The organism is Pontibacter rugosus, from assembly GCF_042678745.1.
GTDB classification, from domain to species: Bacteria; Bacteroidota; Bacteroidia; order Cytophagales; family Hymenobacteraceae; genus Pontibacter; species Pontibacter rugosus.
The window spans coordinates 13471-34502 of sequence record NZ_JBHTLD010000002.1 but is presented as its reverse complement, the minus strand read 5'-3'; the positions used below and the strand labels follow the sequence as shown (position 1 = coordinate 34502).

At 48.9% G+C, this 21032-nt stretch carries 19 protein-coding genes; 16 read left to right on the top strand and 3 right to left on the bottom strand.

What is annotated here, in order from left to right:
• The 4 genes from ACFQ2O_RS00470 to rpiB all read left to right on the top strand — a co-directional run.
• On the top strand, nucleotides 1-2349 hold a 2349-nt coding region (locus ACFQ2O_RS00470; protein WP_377522007.1), incomplete at its 5' end, for an IPT/TIG domain-containing protein.
• Nucleotides 2350-2723: 374 nt separating this feature from the next.
• A complete protein-coding gene (gene glyA, locus ACFQ2O_RS00465; protein ID WP_377522004.1) occupies nucleotides 2724-3998 on the top strand; it encodes a serine hydroxymethyltransferase in 1275 nt (424 codons plus the stop codon).
• 27 nt (nucleotides 3999-4025) lie between these two features.
• Complete coding sequence (gene tatC / locus ACFQ2O_RS00460) at nucleotides 4026-4865, top strand: twin-arginine translocase subunit TatC (RefSeq protein ID WP_377522003.1); 840 nt, start codon at nucleotides 4026-4028, stop codon at nucleotides 4863-4865.
• Nucleotides 4865-5302, top strand: coding sequence for a ribose 5-phosphate isomerase B (gene rpiB / locus ACFQ2O_RS00455; protein WP_377522001.1), 438 nt, complete (start codon nucleotides 4865-4867; stop codon nucleotides 5300-5302). The genes tatC and rpiB overlap by 1 nt, the downstream gene beginning before the upstream one ends.
• Nucleotides 5303-5857: 555 nt before the next feature.
• Here the strand turns inward: rpiB and ACFQ2O_RS00450 are convergent.
• The gene (locus tag ACFQ2O_RS00450) at nucleotides 5858-7264 is read right to left on the bottom strand and encodes a hypothetical protein (protein ID WP_377522000.1); all 1407 of its coding nucleotides are present in this window, start codon (nucleotides 7262-7264) and stop codon (nucleotides 5858-5860) included.
• A 234-nt stretch (nucleotides 7265-7498) separates the two neighbouring features.
• Between ACFQ2O_RS00450 and rbfA the strand changes: the two genes are divergently transcribed.
• From rbfA to ACFQ2O_RS00405, 9 genes are all read left to right on the top strand, one after another.
• The gene (gene rbfA, locus ACFQ2O_RS00445; RefSeq protein WP_377521999.1) at nucleotides 7499-7894 is read left to right on the top strand and encodes a 30S ribosome-binding factor RbfA; all 396 of its coding nucleotides are present in this window, start codon (nucleotides 7499-7501) and stop codon (nucleotides 7892-7894) included.
• A 24-nt stretch (nucleotides 7895-7918) separates the two neighbouring features.
• Nucleotides 7919-8728 carry a class I SAM-dependent methyltransferase gene (locus tag ACFQ2O_RS00440; protein ID WP_377521998.1) on the top strand — a complete coding sequence of 270 codons (810 nt, stop codon included), beginning with the start codon at nucleotides 7919-7921 and terminating at the stop codon, nucleotides 8726-8728.
• Between the two features lie 125 nt (nucleotides 8729-8853).
• A complete protein-coding gene (locus ACFQ2O_RS00435; RefSeq protein ID WP_377521997.1) occupies nucleotides 8854-10077 on the top strand; it encodes an ABC transporter permease in 1224 nt (407 codons plus the stop codon).
• 161 nt (nucleotides 10078-10238) lie between these two features.
• Entirely contained in the window at nucleotides 10239-13184 is a 2946-nt protein-coding gene (locus ACFQ2O_RS00430; protein ID WP_377521996.1) for a DEAD/DEAH box helicase, read from the top strand.
• Nucleotides 13185-13587: 403 nt separating this feature from the next.
• Nucleotides 13588-14028 (top strand): SRPBCC family protein, encoded by a 441-nt coding sequence (locus ACFQ2O_RS00425; RefSeq protein WP_377521995.1) that lies wholly within the window; start codon nucleotides 13588-13590, stop codon nucleotides 14026-14028.
• A 70-nt stretch (nucleotides 14029-14098) separates the two neighbouring features.
• Nucleotides 14099-15598, top strand: a complete 1500-nt coding sequence (gene crtD / locus ACFQ2O_RS00420) for a 1-hydroxycarotenoid 3,4-desaturase CrtD (RefSeq protein ID WP_377521993.1) — start codon at nucleotides 14099-14101, stop codon at nucleotides 15596-15598.
• Nucleotides 15591-16262 (top strand): carotenoid biosynthesis protein, encoded by a 672-nt coding sequence (locus ACFQ2O_RS00415; RefSeq protein WP_377521990.1) that lies wholly within the window; start codon nucleotides 15591-15593, stop codon nucleotides 16260-16262. Before crtD ends, ACFQ2O_RS00415 begins: the two co-directional genes overlap by 8 nt.
• Before the next feature lie 131 nt (nucleotides 16263-16393).
• Entirely contained in the window at nucleotides 16394-16840 is a 447-nt protein-coding gene (locus tag ACFQ2O_RS00410; RefSeq protein ID WP_377521988.1) for a TetR/AcrR family transcriptional regulator, read from the top strand.
• A gap of 11 nt (nucleotides 16841-16851) precedes the next feature.
• Nucleotides 16852-16998: a hypothetical protein gene (locus ACFQ2O_RS00405; RefSeq protein ID WP_377521987.1), complete on the top strand. Its 147-nt coding sequence runs from the start codon at nucleotides 16852-16854 to the stop codon at nucleotides 16996-16998.
• Between the two features lie 66 nt (nucleotides 16999-17064).
• Here ACFQ2O_RS00405 and ACFQ2O_RS00400 read toward each other — a convergent pair whose 3' ends face one another.
• The gene (locus tag ACFQ2O_RS00400) at nucleotides 17065-17307 is read right to left on the bottom strand and encodes a DUF6952 family protein (protein WP_377521985.1); all 243 of its coding nucleotides are present in this window, start codon (nucleotides 17305-17307) and stop codon (nucleotides 17065-17067) included.
• 2 nt (nucleotides 17308-17309) lie between these two features.
• Nucleotides 17310-17633, bottom strand: a complete 324-nt coding sequence (locus tag ACFQ2O_RS00395; RefSeq protein ID WP_377521984.1) for a thioredoxin family protein — start codon at nucleotides 17631-17633, stop codon at nucleotides 17310-17312.
• Between the two features lie 275 nt (nucleotides 17634-17908).
• On the opposite strand from ACFQ2O_RS00395, the gene prfA reads away from it, so the two are divergent.
• From prfA to ACFQ2O_RS00380, 3 genes are all read left to right on the top strand, one after another.
• Entirely contained in the window at nucleotides 17909-18985 is a 1077-nt protein-coding gene (prfA, locus tag ACFQ2O_RS00390; RefSeq protein ID WP_377521982.1) for a peptide chain release factor 1, read from the top strand.
• Nucleotides 18986-19170: 185 nt separating this feature from the next.
• On the top strand, nucleotides 19171-20550 hold the full coding sequence (locus ACFQ2O_RS00385; RefSeq protein WP_377521981.1) for a right-handed parallel beta-helix repeat-containing protein: 1380 nt from the start codon (nucleotides 19171-19173) through the stop codon (nucleotides 20548-20550).
• A 57-nt stretch (nucleotides 20551-20607) separates the two neighbouring features.
• Complete coding sequence (locus ACFQ2O_RS00380; protein WP_377521980.1) at nucleotides 20608-21030, top strand: secondary thiamine-phosphate synthase enzyme YjbQ; 423 nt, start codon at nucleotides 20608-20610, stop codon at nucleotides 21028-21030.
• The last annotated feature ends 2 nt before the right edge of the window (nucleotides 21031-21032 follow it).

Below are 21032 nucleotides of genomic sequence, written 5' to 3'. Positions count from 1 at the left end.
CTGCGCATCCAGGTGCCTGAGGGAGCCACCACCGGAGCCATCGCCATCACCACCCTTGGCGGCACAGCCACCAGCGCGGAAAACTTCACAGTTCTTTACCCTGAGCCAACAATCGTTTCCTTCACCCCAACCGAGGGCTATGTGGGCGACATCGTGACGGTGACGGGCACGAACTTCGTGGATGTGCAGGGCGTGACCATCAACGGCACAGAGGCAGCCTACGTCCTGGACGACGAGACGACGCTGCGCATCCAGGTTCCTGAGGGAGCCACCACCGGAGCCATTGCCATCACCACCCTTGGCGGCACAGCCACCAGCGCGGAGAGCTTCACTGTTCTTTACCCTGAGCCAACAATCGTTTCCTTCACTCCAACTGAAGGTTATATAGGCGACATCGTGACGGTGACGGGCACGAACTTCGTGGATGTTCAGAGCGTGACCATCAACGGCACGGAGGCAGCCTACGTCCTGGATGACGAGACGACGCTGCGCATCCAGGTTCCTGAGGGAGCCACCACCGGAGCCATTGCCATCACCACCCTTGGCGGCACAGCCACCAGCGCGGAGAGCTTCACGGTACTATCTAGAGATCCTGTTTTCGCTGGAGTTAACCCTAACCCAGCTCGCCTAGGTCAGACTATCGTAATCACAGGTGAAAGATTGAAAGTAGGAGATGTAGACCCTGTAGTTACATTTAATAACATTGTTATAGGAGACCCTCGTGTTGCAGGGGTAGTTGTAGCATCTAGTGAAACTTCTGTATCTGTGGTAGTGCCTACCAATGCTGATTCAGGTAGTATCATACTTACAACAACAGATGGCAGCACAACTTTTGGCAACTTTACAGTGCTGAGGCCAGACATTATCATAGATGGTAGCCTGCAGCCATTTAGTACAGCTGTAGGTGTGCCTTCTGCGCCACAAACATATACTTTATCGGCAAACGACTTGGCAGAAGGAGAGGATGTAAACATTACAGCTCCTGACAATTTCCAGCTCTCTACCACGGGTGAGGCTAACTCGTATGTAAGCCTGCTAATGCTAGATGCGGTAGATGGCGATATAGCGCCAACTACGATTTATGTACGTTACCTGCCAATTGATAATGGTCCGCACAGCGGCACTATCAGCCACACAACTGAAGGTGATAGCGAGACAATAACAGTAAGCGGTACTTCTGGTGTGCTGGCTGTAACAGACCTGCAGCCGCGCACAAGCAGAATTTTGCAAATTGTTACTTTTACCGGTACAAGATTTAACGGTGGTACAGCCGGCACATTGGTAGAGTTCAGTAACTATCGTGTAAACGAGGCACGCATAGAAGGTGAGGTTATATCTATTTCTGCAGACGGAACAGAAATGCAGGTAAGAGTGCCTGTAAATGCAGGTAGTGGTTCAATCAGAATCTCTACAAGCGAAGGCTCTGTTATGTGGGAAGATTTTACAGTGCTGAGACCTGAAATGACACTTGTGTATGACTTTCCTGAGTTTGGAACTGGACAGGGAGTGGCTTCACAACCAGAAACCTATACTATATCTGCTGTTAATTTAGCTGGCGAAGTTTTTATTACAGCACCAGATGAGTTTCAAATTTCGAAAATAGGTACAGAAGATAGTTATCAATCATTCTTAGTCATCCCAATGTCGGATGAGTTAACAGGAAGACTAGACGAGACAACTGTTTTTGTGAGATACTTCCCTAGAACAAGTGGAGCTCACAGCGGTAACCTCAATCACACTACTGAAGGAGACTCAGAGGCTATACCTCTTTCAGGTAACGCAGTTGCGCTTCCGGTAGAACTGATGGCCTTTACTGCAGATGTTGTAAATGAAGGTGTATTACTTCACTGGAAAACAGCTTCAGAGAAAAACAACTCACATTTCGAGGTACAGATATCTGACAGCGAGAACGGCAACTTTGTGAAGGTAGGAGAAGTGAAGAGCAAGGTTACCAACAGCAGCTCAACCATTAATTATGAGTTCGTACACAATGCAGCAGTTGGCACACGCTACTACCGCTTAAGACAAGTAGACCTGGATGGTACTGAAGCCTACAGCAAAGTAGTGGCGGCCACTGTAAAAGCCCGCACAACCACTATGCAGGTGCTGGTATCGCCTAACCCGATCAACTTCAACTCTAAAGTGTTCTTAACAGTAGCGGAAGCAGGCGAGGCAACCTTAATCCTGCACGACCTGTCGGGCAAGCAAGTATACGAGAAGAAGGAAAACCTGAAGCAGGGCCAGAACGATGTGCAGCTGCCTGTATACGATAAACTGAACAGCGGCTTATACATACTTACAGTGGAGCAGAACGGCAACGTTCGCCAGGTGAAAGTTGTAAAGCAGTAAGTACAGAAAGAACAAGTATAAAGCGGCCCGGTGCAAAAGCATCGGGCCGCTTTTTTTATGTGCAGTACTTATACAGCGCCCTTACGGCGCTAACCTTAAAACCAGCCGGCAGCGTAGGCCGTACGGCAGGTAACGCGCTCTAAAGCAGGCAGCAGCTAAAAAAGACAGAAGCCATAATTGTGCAGCAGTGGCCGCCTATTGGTGCCTGCAAAGCAGTGCTGTTATACATTACCTGCCTGAAAACTAGCGTCTTTAAACAAAGTATAGGCGCAGGTAAATCTGAGTGCCGCCTGCACCACGTATATAAACTTCTGAAACATTGGTTTATTCGGGAGCAAGCTTTAATTTTGATAGCTCACAAAACCAACCTACTGATGCAAAAAGATACAGCCATATTTGACTTAATCGCAAAAGAGAAAACACGCCAGACGCACGGCCTCGAACTGATCGCCTCCGAAAACTTTGTATCGGAGCAGGTGATGCAGGCCATGGGCTGCGTGATGACAAACAAGTATGCCGAAGGCCTGCCGGGCAAGCGCTATTATGGCGGTTGCGAAATAGTAGACCAGTCAGAGCAGCTGGCCATTGATCGTGCAAAAGAGCTTTTTGGTGTAGAATGGGTAAACGTGCAGCCGCACTCTGGCGCACAGGCCAACGCAGCGGTAATGCTGGCAGTGCTGCAGCCGGGAGATAAAATCCTGGGCTTCGACCTGTCGCATGGCGGCCACTTAACGCACGGCTCCCCTGTAAACTTCTCTGGTAAACTGTATAACCCGTCGTTTTACGGTGTAGAGCAGGAAACCGGCCTGATTGATTTTGATAAAGTAGTAGAAACCGCACGCCGCGAGCAACCGAAATTAATCATCTGCGGAGCCTCCGCCTATAGCCGCGACTGGGATTACAAGAAACTGCGCGCAGCTGCCGACGAAGTAGGTGCCCTGCTGCTGGCAGATATCTCCCACCCGTCCGGCCTGATTGCCCGCGGTTTACTGAACAACCCGTTTGAGCATTGCCATATCGTAACGACCACTACCCACAAAACACTGCGTGGCCCACGTGGCGGTATGATCATGCTGGGCAAAGACTTCGAAAACCCGTTTGGCCTGAAAACACCGAAAGGCGAAACGCGTATGATGTCGTCTTTGCTGGATGGCGCTGTATTCCCGGGTACGCAGGGTGGCCCGCTGGAGCACGTGATCGCAGCAAAGGCCATTGCATACTTCGAGGCACTTTCTGATGATTACCTGGGTTATGTAAAGCAGGTGCAGGCCAATGCACAGGCCATGGCCAAGGCTTTTGTAGCCCGTGGCTATAACATCATTTCAGGTGGCACAGACAACCACATGATGCTGATTGACCTGCGCTCGAAAGGCATCACAGGCAAGCTGGCAGAAAACACACTGGTTAAGGCTGATATCACCATCAATAAAAACATGGTGCCGTTTGATGATAAATCGCCGTTCGTTACCTCGGGTATGCGCGTAGGTACAGCAGCCATTACAACACGCGGCCTGAAAGAAGATGACATGAGCCGTATTGTGGAGTACATGGATGCCGTGCTTACCAACCACGATAACGACAGCAAAATTGGTGCAGTACGTACCGATATTAATAAGTGGATGCAGGAGTATCCGCTGTTTGCTTACTAAAATTAAGTATAAAAGGAGCCGCTTTTAATGGATCAACCCTATGTAGAAGATGAACCGAAGGAACTGTCTTTTGTAGACCATCTGGAGGAATTGCGGTGGCACCTGATAAGAGCAGGCGCTTCTATTTTTGTTTTTGCGACCATAGCTTTTCTGGCGAAGAGCTTTGTGTTTCATGACATCATTCTGGCTCCGTCGCGCACCGACTTCTGGAGCTATCGGGTGATGTGCGAGGTAGGGCAGTATTTCGGGACCGATGCCCTGTGCTTTACAGAAATGGGCTTTACGATACAGAGCCGGCAGATGAGCGGGCAGTTTGCCATGCACCTGCTGGTGTCGGTTATCCTGGGCCTGGCCTGCGCGTTTCCGTATGCCTTCTGGGAGATCTGGCGTTTTGTGAAGCCGGGCCTCTACCCGCAGGAGCGTAAAAACTCGGAGGGAGCAGTATTCTTTGTGTCTATCCTGTTTTTGATGGGCTTGCTGTTTGGCTATTATATCGTTTCGCCAATTTCGATCAACTTCCTGGCAGGCTACCAGGTAGACCCCACCATCATCAACGAGTTCGACCTTTCGTCTTACATCTCCACGCTAACCACGCTCTGCCTGGCCTGTGCGTTTATGTTTGAGATGCCGGTGATCGTGTTTTTCCTGACAAAAGCAGGGCTGGTATCGCCGGAGACAATGAAGCTGTACCGTCGCCACGCGCTGATTATCATTTTAGTGGTTGGTGCCATTATTACACCGCCGGATGTGATAAGCCAGATACTTATATCTATGCCGCTGATGTTGCTCTATGAAGTAAGTATACAGATATCGCACAATATTCGTAAAAAAGACCTGAAGCGACTTAACGAACAAAATACAAACTAATGGCACTTACTATTGCAATCGGAGGCGACCACGCCGGTTATACTTACAAAGCCATGCTGAAAGAGGTGCTGGCAGGGCTGGGCCATCAGATCCGGGACTTCGGCCCTGACTCAGAGGCATCCGTAGATTACCCGGACCACGTGCACCCACTGGCAAAAGCCGTGGTAAACAAAGAGGTGGATTTTGGCATCCTGATCTGCGGTAGCGGCAATGGCGTAGCGATTACCGCTAATAAGTACCAGGAGATACGTGCCGCACTTTGCTGGCAGGTAGACCTGGCTGAACTGGCAAGACAGCACAACAATGCCAACGTTTTATGCATTCCGGCACGTTTTGTTTCAGAAGATGTAGCGAAAGAAATGGTAAGAGCATTTCTGCAAACTGAGTTTGAAGGTGGCCGCCACCAGACCAGAGTAGACAAAATTGCTACCTGCTAAGTATAAGCCAGCTACAAGTATAAACAGCAAGAGCCGCCTGATAAGGGTGGCTCTTGCTGTTTATACTTGGTTTGTTTCACCTTTCCCATGCAGAACGCCCTATGCGTAACAGCTGTAGGTATAAGGTTGATGAGTTGAGCCAGTTCCTATCAACCTGCCGTAAGATGTCATCTTGTGGCTACCATAAGAAAAGCTTTCAGCTTTCGTAGCGGCAAGGTAAAGCATTCTGCTCTCGCTCGCCTTTGGCACGTGTGAATTATATAGGCGGATTCCGGCCGCCGTGTTAGTGCCTCTAGGCACAGGTGCCGGGATGCCCCACCCAACTATCCTCACTCGCCAGAGGCGAGCGAGAGCTTCTCTATTCTGCGCCAGGCGGCTCATGCTGTCTATAATCTGCCTCACCGAATAAGCTCGATAAAGACTTCCCTGCCGCAAGATTTCATCTTGTGGCTATCATAAGGAAAGCTTTCAGCTTTCGTAGCGGAAAAGTACAGGCTTTAGCTCGCCAGTGGAGCAAGAGCTGTGCAGATCTCAAACTGCCAAGAAGCTCCCGCCTTAGTTCAGCTTGTAAATGTTCGGGTCTTTGGTTTGCTCATACTTACCGAATACATCAGGCAGCTTGTAGGCTAGCTCAGGCATAAGGCCAACTTTGTCGATGATATAAGCTGGCTGCTCATGCGCTATATTCTCATGCAGCAGAAAGATGGCCCGGTACTCGCTAAGCCGCCCGAAGTGGCGCTGGGCCAGTTTCCAGTTCAGGTAAGGCGTTACGGGTTTATTGTGGGCGTAGTAGCTTATGTCGTTCCCCAGCACCAGCACGGTGCTGTTTTTCACCGGCACGGTTACCACTTGCTCTTCATGCAGCAGTAGCGGCGACTCATCCACCAATAAGAAGTCTTGCAGCCCCAGCACCGAACGGTAGCGCAGTAGCACCACCCCCGCCAACACCACCATAAATACCGTGTTCAGCATCCAGGCTTTGCGGTTAGAGGTAAAAAAGAACTGACTGAAATAAGCAATAGGCGGCAGTACCAGCACAAAGGTGCCAAGGGAAATCTCGTCGCGGGTAAAGATAACGAGCAAACTCACGATCAGCCATACCCACATCAGCTGCTGAAACTTAACCTGAAACACCAGCCTTTGCGGCAGCGAAGCCGCACTGAACAGCGATAGCAGCAGCAACAGGGCCGGAATGCTCATTAGAATGGCAACATCAGTAGGCGGGCGCAGAAAAGCCACCTGCAGCTGCCAGGGCCGCAGCAGGTGCAGCTCCATAAACTCAGGTACTGTATTGGTATAAAAGTAATACGTCAGCAGCATCGCATACGGAAAAGCAAAACCGCAGAACATCAGCATCATACTACGGAACGTGCTGGCAGCAAAAAACAGCACGGCAAACGCACCCACCACCAAGAACAAAGCCAGGGGCAGGTAGCTCATGGCAGCCAGCCCCAGCATGAATCCTCCCACAAAGAGGCGGTTGTTATCGTAGCCCTCCCGGGAGAGGGTGATAATGTATGGCACCGAAAGGATAATAAACGTGTTGCCAATGAGCAGCGGCGTGAGCATGTTATACTCAAAAGACAGGCTACCTAAGAGCAGGTACAGCAGGGCGGGCAGGTAGTTGTTGCTAACATAAACGTTGTGGCGGTTCAGGTTGTAGTTAAACAGCAAGGCCTGTAGCAGCAGCAGGCCCATGGCCGTAAGCCGGTACGCCAGAAAAGAACGCCCGGCCATCAGGTCCAGCAGCCAGAGCACCAGCGCTGTAAGTGGGGCAGTGTTGTCGTAAATTTCACGGTACATGCTGTAGCCGTCGCCGAGCCGCTCGCCCACCAGCATCTGCAGCAGCTCCGGTGTTGTGCCCGGTATGCCCAGCAGGATAAGCGGTAGTTGTAGCCCCAGAAAAAGCAGGATAAGCAGGATAAGGCGGGAAGGCAGTATGCTACGGAAGTAACTAATCAAGGAAAGACAGAGTTAGAAGAAACTATATAACAGCGTATTTAACGCTATGCAAAAGATAAAAGACACGCCCGCAATCATCTATTTTGCGCCTTTGCATACCTAAGCGGTGCCTTACTGGTTGCCAAAACAGCAGATGTCTTTGTCTTAGTAGCGTTTACAAAAGTACCAAACTCGAAATGAGTAGGGGCCTTTTGGGGTAAAAATGCGAAATTAATATGATATTTGCATCTTCGTATGGAAAGTAAAAGACAACAGAAATTCTCGCGCCTGATTCAAAAAGAACTGGCTGATATCTTTCAGCGGGAAGTCCCGCATTTATTTGGAGGAGCTTATATATCCATCAGTGTGGTGCGCATGTCGCCAGACCTGGGGGTAGCTAAAGTTTACTTCAGCGTTATGCTGGCAGAAAACAAGGAGGCCGTGCTGCACGAGATTCGCGTTAACGTGAAAACAATTCGGCACTTGCTGGCGCAGCGCATCAAGAGCCAGGCACGCATCATACCAGAGCTTATCTTCTACCTGGATGATACCGCCGAATATGCCGCCAAAATAGATAAGCTGTTTGATAACCTCGAAATCCCGCCTGCGCGTGAGGACGACGAGGACGATGAAACGTATCCTAACAAGTAAGCCTGATAGCCGCAGAACACCCTTATGCAGTATGATCCGATAAAGCGGGTGCTTGGTGATGTTTTCAACAAGACCCCTTTCCTGCGCCGTGTATTTTACAATTTGCTAGACCTGCTGCTGCTGCGCACGTGGCATGTGCACAAAGAGCTGCGGGAGTGGGCAACCAACCGCCGTGGCAAAGAGCAGTACATCCTGGATGCCGGTTCCGGCTTTGGCCAGTACACGTATTACCTTTCCGGCATGAGCAGCAGGTGGAGTATACTTGCTGTGGATGTAAAGGAAGAGCAGATTTCCGATAGTAACTGCTTTATGCGTACCATCGGCCGCCAGAACGTGCTCTTTAAGATTGGAGACCTGGTGAAGTACCGCCAGCCCGATAGCTACGATCTGATACTGTCGGTTGATGTGATGGAGCATATTCTGGAAGATGTGGAAGTGTTTGAAAACTTCCATGCCTCGCTGCGTCCGGGTGGCATGCTGGTTATCTCCACTCCTTCTGACCAGGGTGGCTCGGATGTGCATGGCAGCGACGAAGCCTCTTTTATAGAAGAGCACGTACGCGACGGCTACAACATACACGAGATCGAGGAAAAACTAAGAAGGGCCGGTTTCAGCAAAGTAGCGGCCCGTTACTCTTACGGAAAGCCAGGGCAGATCTCATGGCGCCTGTCGATGAAGTACCCGATGCTGTTGCTGAACGTGTCTAAAGTTTTCTTCCTGCTGCTGCCGTTCTATTACCTGGTTACCTTCCCTATCAGCTTAATGTTGAACTGGATGGATGTAAACGGCAACCACAAATCCGGCACCGGCCTGATTGTAAAAGCCTGGAAATAGATTTTTTAGTTTAGAGTTCTGAGTTACGAGTTGTAAGTTAGGATGATGAAACATTTGTAGCCATTACTACACAGCAGCAAGTGTTACCAACAATACACGAACAACGAAAACCGAATGCGAATTAGATGAATGTACCTTTTCTTATAGCGAAGCGATACTTCTTTTCCCAGAAGAAGAGGAACATCATCAGCATTATTTCCAACATCTCCATGATTGGGGTGGCGGTAGGCTCGGCGGCGCTCATCATCGTGCTGTCGGTGTTTAACGGCCTCGAAGATCTGATCCGGGAGATTTACTCTAGCTTTGACCCTGACCTGAAAGTAACAGCCGCAGAAGGAAAGTCTTTTGAAACGGATACCGAGTTCATGAATCGTATCCGCAATACGCCGGGTGTGGCCGTGGTATCGGAGGTGATAGAAGACAACACGCTGCTACGCTACAACGACCGGCAGATGGTGGTAAAAATCAAAGGCGTTAGCGAAAACTATTTTGAGCAAAACGAGATAGATTCGGCTGTAGTGGAAGGCACTGGAGATTTATACTTCAACAACAAGTACCGGGCATTGGTAGGCCGTGGAGTGCAGTACCAGTTATCCATCAAGCCCACTAACCAGTTTGTGCCTTTGCAGTTCCTGTATCCGCGCAACGTTAAGTTTAATCCCCTCAACCCCGAAGCCTCTTTTAATAGCCTGAACGTATTGCCAGGCGGTATTTTTGCCATCGAGCGGCAGTACGACGACTCCTATGTGTTTGTGCCCCTTAACTTTGCTGCAGAGCTGCTGGAGTATGGCCGCCGGCGCACTGCCATCGAGATAAAAGTGGAGCAGGGCTTTAAAATAGAACAGGTAAAGCGGAGCATGCAGGAGCTGCTGGGGGCAGAGTTTAAAGTGCAGAACTCTGATGAACAGCACACCAGCCTGCTGCGTGCCGTGAAGGTCGAAAAGCTTTTCGTGTTCATTACCTTTGCCTTTATACTTGGTATTGCCTCTCTTAACATCTTCTTCTCGCTCTCGATGCTGGTCATCGACAAGAAAAAAGACATTGCCATACTTGCCTCTATGGGAGCAACAGCTAAAGCCATCCGCAATGTGTTTCTGATGGAAGGGGCTCTGGTGGCCTGTATCGGGGCGGCTTACGGGCTTACGCTGGGCATGCTTATCTGCAACTTACAGCAAAACTTCAGCATTGTTAGCATGGGTATTGCCTCCTCGGTGGTAGAAGCCTATCCTGTGAAAATGAAAGTGACAGATTTTATCTTTACGGCGCTGGCTATCATTGTCATTACGATGCTGGTTTCTATTCGCCCTGCCAATAAAGCTGCGGCTATTTCTGTAAAAGATAACCTCTAAGCCTGCCGCATATTTAGCAGCGATCTGGCAAACATTTAAAGCTCCTGTCTGTTCTCTGCACAATTTAGCCAAGCAAGTGATAACGCATGTCAAAAGGCGTTTTTTCCGTAGGAAAAGAGGAGTTTTAAGGCTAAATTTGAAGTCCCAAAAATGTCTTTGGCATGAAAGTTTATACTACGCAGCCCTTTCAGGTAATTTATTCTCTCTTTGAGCATGAGTATCTGGGTTATCTGTTTGAGTCTTTTGTGGTACAAGTAAACTCCAAAGGCCAGCTCACACTACAGCACCAGAACATTTCTGCCAAAAATGCCGATGAGTTTGCGGCGCGTCTCGATGCCGAAGACTTCAAGCTGATACAGCTTATCGACCAGATACAGCAGGATGCTGTGTTGAAGCGCTTTTCCACAAACAAAAAGAAGCTGTCGCCAATCGACTTTTTCCTGAAAACCTATGATGCCGAGAAAGGCGACAAGGCTATACAGGAAGACATCAGCCATTACATTCAGGTCCGTATGGGCAAGATACTGGAGCTGCTCCGCCACGATAAAATGACCTTTATCATGGGCAAGGACGGCGAACCCACCTGGCGGCGCATTAAACTAGCGCCGGAGCGTGCCACGGTGCTGTTTCATTTCATGCGCAACGATGATAACACGCATTACTTCCCGACGCTGCGCTACGATGGCCAGAAACTCGATTTCCAGTACCGCAATGCCTCGCTTATCTGCTACGAGCCTGCCTGGCTTTTGCTAAATGATGTAGTATATAGTTTTGAGAAAGATGTAGACGGCAAAAAGCTACAGCCCTTCCTGAACAAAAGGTTTATTGTGGTGCCACGATCTGTAGAGGAAAATTACTACAGCAAGTTTGTGGCTCCGCTGGTAGAGCAGTTTGATGTGCGGCCAAAAGGCTTTAGCATCAGAGACGAACGTTACGAGCCAAGCCCCTTTCTGAAGTTTTCGGAGATTGCGGCGGCAGAGGCCCCCGCCGCAGTACGGGTAACCGGCAACGGCGAAGGCCGCGCAGAACGAGGTGCTGTGGTAAGCAGTAAGATCTTGTTTGACCTCTCGTTTAAGTATGGCGATTACATGGTGCAGGCCCAGGAGGCAAAGCGCATTAGTGTAAGTATGGAGAAGACCTCGGATTCTTACATCTTCCACAAGCTGATACGCGATGTAAACCATGAGAAGGAGTTTGTAAAAGAGCTGAGCAAGCGGGCGCTGGAAGTGAAAAACGGCCAGGCAGTGCTGGATAAAAGCGATGCCTTTTCGTGGCTGAACAGTAACCTGCAAGGGCTGGAGGAGCTGGGCTTTACTGTGCAGCAGTGCGAAAAGAGCTCTAAAAACTACTTTATAGGAGAAATAACGCTGGATGTAGGCATTACCGAAAAAAACGATTGGTTTGATATCTACGGAACAGTGAGTTTCGGAGAGTTTCAGGTGCCGTTTATCAAGCTAAAGAACCATATACTTACCAAGAACAACGAATTTATGCTGCCGAACGGGCAGGTAGCCATTATTCCGGAAGAGTGGTTTACGCAGTATATCGAGCTGTTTGCTTTTTCGGAGGGCGAAGACCACCTGACGCTGAAGAAGCATCACATGGCGCTGGTGAACGACCTGCAAAACGGCAACCTGGCCACCATCACCATGAGCCGGAAAATGGAGAAGCTGCGGGAGTTCGAAACCATAGAAGACCAGCCCTTACCCGTTGGCTTTGTAGGAGAACTGCGCCCGTACCAGAAAGCAGGTTATAACTGGCTGCACTTTGTGCAGAACTATAAGTTTGGCGGTTGCCTGGCCGATGATATGGGCTTGGGCAAAACCGTGCAAACGCTTGCCATGCTGCAGCACCGCAAAGAGAGCGGCGCCGACACAGCATCGTTGCTGGTGATGCCGACTTCCTTGGTCTATAACTGGATAAACGAGGCACAAAAGTTTACGCCCAACCTGCGCATACTTAACTACACCGGCACCTACCGCGATAAAAGTGTGGAGCAGTTTAACAACTACGATGTAGTGCTTACTTCTTACGGTATTGTGCGCCTGGATGCAGACCTGCTGCTAAGCTACTATTTCGATTATATTATCCTGGATGAGTCGCAGGCCATTAAGAACCCTGACTCTAACACCTCGCGTGCCGTACGCTCGCTTAAGTCGAGACACAAGCTCATACTTACAGGTACGCCCGTAGAGAACAGCACCATGGATTTATGGTCGCAGATGTCCTTTATCAACCCGGGCCTGCTGGGCAACCAGCACTTTTTCCGGAACGAGTTTCTAAAGCCGATAGAGAAAGAGAAGGACGAGCAGAAAACACGCAAGCTGCATGCGCTGATCAAACCGTTTATACTTCGGAGGCACAAATCGCAGGTAGCCAAGGAGCTGCCCGCAAAGATTGAGCATACCACCCTTTGTAAGATGACAGAGGAGCAGGAGCACGCCTACGAAGAAACAAAATCATACTACCGCAACAAGATACTGACGAGCCTGGAAGAGAATGGCCCGGGAAATACACAGTTCATGCTGTTGCAGGGCCTGACCAAGCTGCGCCAGATTGCCAACCACCCGCTCATGACGGATACCGGCTATGAGGGGGAATCGGGTAAGCTGAAAGAGGTGCTGCGGATGACGAAGAACGTAGTAGCCAAAGGGCACAAGGTGCTAATATTCAGCCAGTTTGTAAAGCACCTCGATATCATCAAAAAGGCACTGGATGAAAGAGAGATTACCTATACTTACCTGGACGGAAACACCAAGAACCGGCATGAGCAGGTAGAGCGTTTTCAGACAGACGAGAGCATACGGGTGTTCCTGATATCATTGAAAGCGGGTGGTGTAGGCCTGAACCTAACTGCCGCCGACTACGTGTTTATACTTGACCCCTGGTGGAACCCGGCCGTGGAGGCGCAGGCCGTAGACCGGGCGCACCGCATCGGGCAGCAGAATACGGTGTTCACTTACAAGTTTATCACCAAAGATACAGTAGAAGAGAAAATTCTGGCGCTACAGAACCGCAAGATCCAGCTCGTAACCGACCTGATCAGCACGGATGAAACAGTGATTAAGAGCCTGACAAAAGAAGATATTGATAACCTGTTGAGTTAAATCTTTTATTATTTTGATCATCAGGAAGTATAAAGGAAGGCCGCTGCAAGTATACATGCAGCGGCCTTTTCTTTTTCCAAAGTATAACTTTAGCGGTAGGAAGAGGTTAAAAGTATATGCAGGAGAATACTGCTGCCGCAAGTTTAGCGACAGCGTAACTTGTGGCTACGTATGATGTTGAGTTTGTAACTCAACTGACCCGAAGGGGCAAAACAAGGCCGCTGCAGAATAGATAAACCAACTGTATTACAGATAATTATTTATCCAATTGTCAACTGCTTCAGAGTATAAGAAGAGTGCCATTTCTGCTCCGCAGAAAGAAAGTTGGAAACTTTCAGTCAAACTTAACCACAAGTTACGCTGTCGCTAAACTTGCGGCAGCAGCTAAAACCAGATAATACCTATGCAGCTCCACCTTCGAACACAAGTACAGCAGGATTACCTCAGCGTGTTTCATGCTTTTGATGAGCAGCTGTTTCGGAAGCTGTCGCCGCCTTACCCCAAGCTGAAACTGCTGCGCTTTGATGGCTCGTCACCCGGTGATGTGGTAGAGGTAGAGCTGCAGACAGGCGTTAAATCCTTCCGCTGGACAAGCCTGATTACGGAAAGTAAGGTAACGGACACAGAAGCATACTTTATAGATGAGGGCCAGGAGCTGCCCCCTCCCCTGCGCCAATGGCACCACAAGCACCTGATCACTAAAAAAGGCAGCGGTGCCATTATACACGATATCATTACGTACAGCACAGACTTTCATCCACTTGATGTGCTGCTCTATCCGTTGATGCTGGCTCAGTTTAGTATGCGCAAACCGATTTATGGGCGGGAGTTCGGGAAAGTATAAATCTCTAAAAACCTTTCTTCTGCTCCATCAGTTTACAGCACAACAAGTATAAAAATTTGTAACTTAGGGAATGAGGAAAGCAGCCATTATAGGGGCAGGAATCGGTGGTATTGCCACCGCTGTACGCTTAGCCGTGAAAGGTTATGAAGTAACAGTGCTGGAAGCCAACGATACGTTTGGCGGCAAAATGCACGAGTTCTGGCTGGGAGACTACCGCTTTGATGCAGGCCCCTCGCTGTTTACGCTCCCCCACCTGGTCGACGAGCTTTTTACGCTGGCAGGCCGCAACCCCAAAGACTATTTTACCTATACCCGCCTCGATCCTATCACGCACTACTTCTGGCCAGACGGCAGCCATCTGAAAGCCTATGCCGATGCAGAAAAATTTGCCGCCGAAGCAGAGCAGCAACTGGGCGTGCCAAAGCAACAGGTGCAGGAGGCGCTGGCAAAGAGCAGCAGGTTGTATAATGGCACAGCCGATACATTTCTGCAGAAGTCGCTGCACCGGCTGGATACGTACCTGAGCAAAGATGTGCTGAAAGCTATAGGTTGCCTCTCTGACCTTGGCCTTACTACCACCATGCACCAGGAAAACGCCAGGCAGTTTGCAGACCCTCGCTTTGTGCAGCTGCTCGATAGGTTTGCCACTTACAACGGTTCTGATCCTTACCAGGCGCCGGGTACGCTCAACATCATTCCGCACCTGGAGCATAACATCGGCGCTTTTTACCCGAAGGGCGGCATTTATGCCATTGCGGCAAGTCTAGTTAAGTTAGCAGAAGAGCTGGGCGTAACGTTTAAGTATAATGAGCCGGTAGAAAGGATACTGACCTCTGGCGGCAAAGTAACAGGCGTAGAAACCGGCAAGGGCAAGTATACGGCTGATGTGGTGGTGAGCAACATGGATGTAGTGCCAACCTACCGGCGGCTACTCCCCGGCCAGCCGGCACCGGAGAAAACCCTGGAGCAGCCACGGTCCAGCTCTGCGCTGATATTTTACTGGGGGATCAAAAGAGAATTTCCGCAGCTGCACGTACACAACATCTTCTTCAGCCAAAACTATAAAGCAGAATTCGACCATATTTTCAAGTATAAAACCGTTAGCCCCGACCCGACGGTATATGTAAACATCACCTCTAAAGCAGCTCCCGAAGATGCACCGGCCGGGCGCGAAAACTGGTTTGTGATGGTGAACGTGCCGCACAACCAGGGGCAGGATTGGCAGCAACTGACCGCAGAAACTAGAAAGGCCCTTGTGCAAAAGCTCAGCCAGATGCTTGCTACCGACCTTGAGCAGGAAATAGAGCAAGAGCAGGTGCTGGACCCGCTGTTGATCGAAAGCCGCACCTCGTCGTTTGGCGGCGCTTTGTACGGGAGCAGCTCCAATAACCGGATGGCAGCTTTTTTGCGCCACCCCAACTTTAGCTCAAAGCTGAAAGGCTTATACTTCTGCGGCGGCAGTGTACACCCGGGTGGAGGTATTCCGCTTTGCCTTTTATCGGCAAAAATTGTGGGAGAGTTAGCTCCCGCTGTTGTGCCTGCTTCTAACCAGGTTACGCACCATGCCTGATATCACCAGCATAGCGGTGCCTGTTGCCCGGAAATACCGGAAGTATGCGCTGCCGCTGGCTATAGGTATACTTGTTTTGTTTCATGGGGTAGGCTTTTGGGGCTTGCTCTATAGCGGCAGGCCAGCATATTTTCAAGCGTATACCCCTCTGAACCTCTTGCTTACCAATGCGCTGCTCTTTGCATTTCACCGCCGCTGGAATAGTAAGTTTGTTATTTTTGCCTTGATTGTTTTTGCGATAGGTTTTTTCTCAGAAGTAATCGGGGTGCATACAGGGCTGATATTCGGCAGCTATAGCTATGGGGCAACACTAGGCACAAAGGTATGGGATGTACCGCTGCTGATTGGCCTTAACTGGCTGATGCTGGTTTATACGACGGGCCACATTAGTAACCTGGCTCGTTTGCCAAAGCTCCTGAAAGCCATACTTGGGGCTGCGCTGATGGTGCTGTTAGACTATTTCATAGAGCCTGTTGCCACTCGCTTCGACTTCTGGCGTTGGCAGGGCGAAATTCCTGTGTCTAATTTTATCGGGTGGTTTTGGGTGGCGCTACTACTGCAGATATACTTTCAGCTGACAGAGATGTTTAAGCAGAACCGCTTATCTTACGTTGTGTACCTGGTGCAGCTGGTATTTTTTATTGGTTTGTTCGTTCATCTTTGATAACTTAAAAGTGCAAAAGTATAATTACTTTTGTAGTTCCTGCTGTTATATTGTCGCGACAAAATCATATTACTTGTTTTGGACGTACAACTACAGCACTGTAGCAGCATAATACCTTAAAAGCAGAGAGTATGAATTTTTTAGATACGATACTGGGCGAGATACTCAAAGTTTTCAGGCAAGAAGGGATTGAGGCGAATTCAGATGATGATTTAATAAGTAGACTGGATATCAGGCAAGGCACCTACCGTGAGCTTTTCAAGGACAGGAATGAGATGGTGCGGCAAGTCGTGCTATACGATATGCAGGAGCAGGAAAAAAAAGACCAGCAAATGCTGCAAAATGCTGTAAATCCTGTTGAGGAAATTTTTCTGGTGCTGCAGCAAGGTATAAAAGAGCTAAGGCAACTTAACCCTGCCTACCTCGCTGATCTGCAACAACATTATCCGGAGGTGTGGCAACTTGTAGTGGAGCACCTAAACACGTATAACTACCACCTTGACCTGGATATACTTAACAGGGGGATTTTGCAAGGCTATTTCAGGAAAGATATCAACTTGCAGCTGGTGAGAAGATAGCAGGGTTTAACATGTTGTTAAACCCTGCTATCTTCTCACCAGAGCTGTACGATCTGAGCGAAGTGTTCCGGAGCATGTACCTCTACTATGTGCGTGGCCTATGCACAGAGCAAGGCAGTAAGTTTGCTGAAGCGTATTTCTCCAGAAGCAGCATCTAACATAACAATCCCGAAGCCTTGGGGTTGCCATAGCTCCGGGATTGTTATGTTAGCAGCAGGTGCTTGTTAGCTGATAGAAACGCGTACCTTCTGCGTGTACATGCGCAGGGCGCTCTTAAAGTCAGTGCCGTTGTCTTCCATCTCATTCAAAATCCAGACAGCAGCCAGCACATGGGTTAACTGCTCCCCTTCATCGTCGCCACCTACTTCGATAGCTACAGGCTGCTCATCCACAATGGCAGCTTCTGCTGCCATCAACTCCTCAAGAGAATGGTTTTCTACTAATTGTTTTATAGCAGGAATCTTCATTTCTAGTTAGCGTTAAGTTTGCTGATCAGTTCACGAACTGCTTCTTCTTTGCTGGCAGCTACGGTGTCTACCAATTCACCATTCTGGAAGATGGCAAAGAACGGCAGGTTAGTTACACTGGCTTTTTTACGAGCCTCTGGGCTTGTTTCAGCGTTAACGTCAACAAAAGCCACATCTGCAAATGTTTCGTCGTCAGAAAGGCGCTTGTACTTAGGTGAAAATAAGCGGCAGTTTCCGCACCAGTCAGCATAGTATTTCACTACTACTTTCTGATTTGAGCTTAATAATTCGTTAAAATCGTTGTCGGTTGCTTTGATAACAGCCATATGTTTTTTTAATTTTTTAAATTAAACATCCTATTTTGTATCCCTAACGATACGAGGTGCAAAGGTAAGGGATTCATGTGAAAGATGCAGATCTCATTAAGTTATAGCAACAGAGTTAACAATATAATGTTTGTACAAGTTCTGAAACTATAATCCTATCGGAGGCGGTTACAAGAATAATACAACACGGTAAACAACATGTTTTTAGCTGCGGTTGTATAAATGAAACTAAACTGCAATTTTGTATCTTTGCAGCCTAAAACCAGAGAAGCACCATGTTAGATAAGTTAGAAGCCATCAATCAGCGTTTCGAAGAAGTAAGCCAGTTGCTTATCCAGCCGGATGTGGCCAGCGACATGAAGAAGTATAAGTCGCTGAATAAAGAGTACAAGGACCTTGAGAAAATAGTAGTTGAATATAAAGAGTACCTGAACATCCTGAGCAACATCGACAATGCCAAGCAGGTGATTGCAACAGAGAAGGATGAGGACTTCCGCGAAATGGCAAAAGAAGAGCTTGACGGCCTATTGCCACAGCGCGAGCAGATGGAAGAGAAGCTGAAAGAACTTCTGATACCAAAAGACCCGAACGATAGCAAGGACATCATCATGGAAATTCGTGCAGGTGCGGGTGGCGATGAGGCCTCTATCTTTGCCGGTGACCTGTACCGCATGTACAGCCGCTTTGCTGAGCGCATGGGCTGGCGCACAGAATTAATTGACGCCACAGAAGGTACTTCAGGCGGCTATAAAGAGATCATCGTAGGCTTATCAGGCGAGGATGTGTACGGTAAGCTGAAATTCGAATCTGGTGTGCACCGAGTGCAGCGTGTGCCGGCTACTGAAACGCAGGGCCGTATTCATACTTCTGTTGCTTCTGTTGTGGTGCTGCCAGAGGTAGAGGAGCTTGATATTGACCTGGATATGAATGATGTGCGCAAAGACCTGTTCATGTCTTCAGGGCCTGGTGGACAGTCAGTAAACACAACCTATTCTGCGGTACGCTTAACGCACCTTCCAACAGGTATTGTGGCGCAGTGCCAGGATCAGAAATCGCAGTTGAAGAACTTTGATAAAGCGTTGGCTGTACTACGCTCTCGTATCTATGAAATAGAGCTGGCCAAGAAAAACGAGGCAGAAGGTGCACAGCGTAAATCTATGGTAGGTAGCGGCGACCGCTCTGATAAGATCCGTACCTATAACTATCCGCAGGGCCGTGTAACAGATCACCGTATCGGATATACTGTTTACAACTTGCCTAACGTAATGGACGGTGGCATCGAGGACTTTGTAGAAGAGCTTCGTATCGCTGAAAATGCCGAAAGATTGAAAGAAGGCGCCTCGGCAGAATAATAGCTGCTGTGCGTAACACAGGTATATAAAAGGATGCAGCTGGCAAGTATAGCCTTGCTGCATCCTTTTTCTTTTTAATCCTTAGCTTGCTAATTACCTGTTAGCATATAATATAAGTGTGGCTTTCTGATGGAATAAGGCCTTGCGCATACGATTAGCGAAAAACAACTAGCATATAACTGAATTTGAAATACCTGCTTACCATACTGCCCCTGCTCTTGTTGTTATTCGTCTTTGGGTGTGAGCCTAAAGATGAAGTAATCACCACAGACCCCAATGCCATACTTGAGTTCTCGGCAGATACAGTGCTTTTTGACACTGTTTTCGTAAGCCGGGGCAGTGTAACCAAGCGGCTGAAGGTGTATAACCGCAATAGCAAAGCTGTACGCATCAGCGAAATAACACTGGCAGGTGCGGCCTCCTCTCCTTATCAACTAACCATCAACGGCCTGCAAAGCCCACTTGCCAGCAACATAGAGTTACGCGGCGGCGATAGCTTGTATGTGCTGGTGAAGGTAAACATCAACCCAACGCAGCAAGGCCAGCCCTTTCTGGTGGCTGATTCTATCCTCTTCCGCACCAATGGGCAAGAGCAAGACGTGCAATTGGTGGCATACGGGCAGAACGCATATTTTCACCGCAAAGGCAGCATAGGCACCACCACCTGGGCTAACGATAAGGCGCACGTACTCCTGGATTCGGTGCTTGTGGAGGAAGGAGCTATACTTACCATACGCCCAAGTGTACGCATTTATGGCTACAACAAAGCAGCGCTTTTAATAGCAGGGCAGCTTCAGGTACAGGGTACACCACAGGAACGTGTGGCTTTTAGTGGCTACCGCCGCGAAGAAGAGTACCAGACAGCACCCGGCCAATGGGAAGGTATTAGAATTATGGCGACCAGCGGTGGCAACCGCATCAGGTATGCTGATATCAAGAATACGCGTTTCGGCCTGAGCATTGAAAATCCTGGCAAGGCTGGTACCGTTATAGAGGGATGTGTGGTGGCACATGCGTTTTCAGGAGGCATTGTAGCGCTTTTTTCGGATGTGCGGGTAGAGAACTCACTGATCTATAACTGTGGGCAGTATGGCTTTGCCGGGCTTGGTGGTGGGAGCTACGAACTGCTTTATACGACTATTGCCAGCTACCAGAACCAGCTCCTGCGCTCCTATCCGCTGCTATCTGTATCAGCTAAAGGGTATGAGGCAGGTGCAGGAGGCGAAGATATGCCGCTTTCGCTGCGGCTGGTAAATACCATTGTGTTTTCTGATGGATTCAGCTATAAAGACGAACTACTGATTGAGCCCTTTGGTGCTGTAACAGAGGCAAGCAACAATTTACTGCGCACCGAAGTTTATGCAACACAGTTAGGAGGCAGCGGAAACATCCTGAACACAGACCCTAAGTTTAAGGCACCAGCTAAGTATAACTTTAGCCTCGATACCCTTTCTCCTGCCAACGGAGCTGCTAAAGTTTTGCCTAATGTCCTGAAAGATATAAAAGGCGCTACCCGCAGCACGACTAAACCAGACATAGGTGCGTATGAAAGGCTGGTGGATTAAAAGGCTTCATGCTAAACGCTATTCACTCATTCAATATTCAATGATTCAAAATTTAAGATGGTGTGGTTTCAGAAAGAGATAAGATTACCAGCCGTAAAGCGCGGCTTTCATTTGATAACAGACCTGTTGGTGGCACAGCTACCTGAGCTGGAGAAGGTAAATGTAGGCCTGGCGCATGTATTTATCAAACATACTTCTGCCAGCCTTGCCATAAACGAAGATGCTGACCCTACTGTACGCCAGGATTTCGAGAGCCACTTCAACCACATGGTACCCGAGAATCAGCCGTACTACCGCCATACCTTAGAAGGCTCTGATGATATGCCTGCCCACTTAAAGGCTGCTTTGCTTGGTGCTTCGGTTACCATTCCTATCAAAAACGGTGAACTGAATATGGGTACCTGGCAGGGAATATACCTTTGCGAGCACCGCGACCATGCCTCTAAACGGACCGTGGTGGTAACTATTCAGGGAGAGTAGCA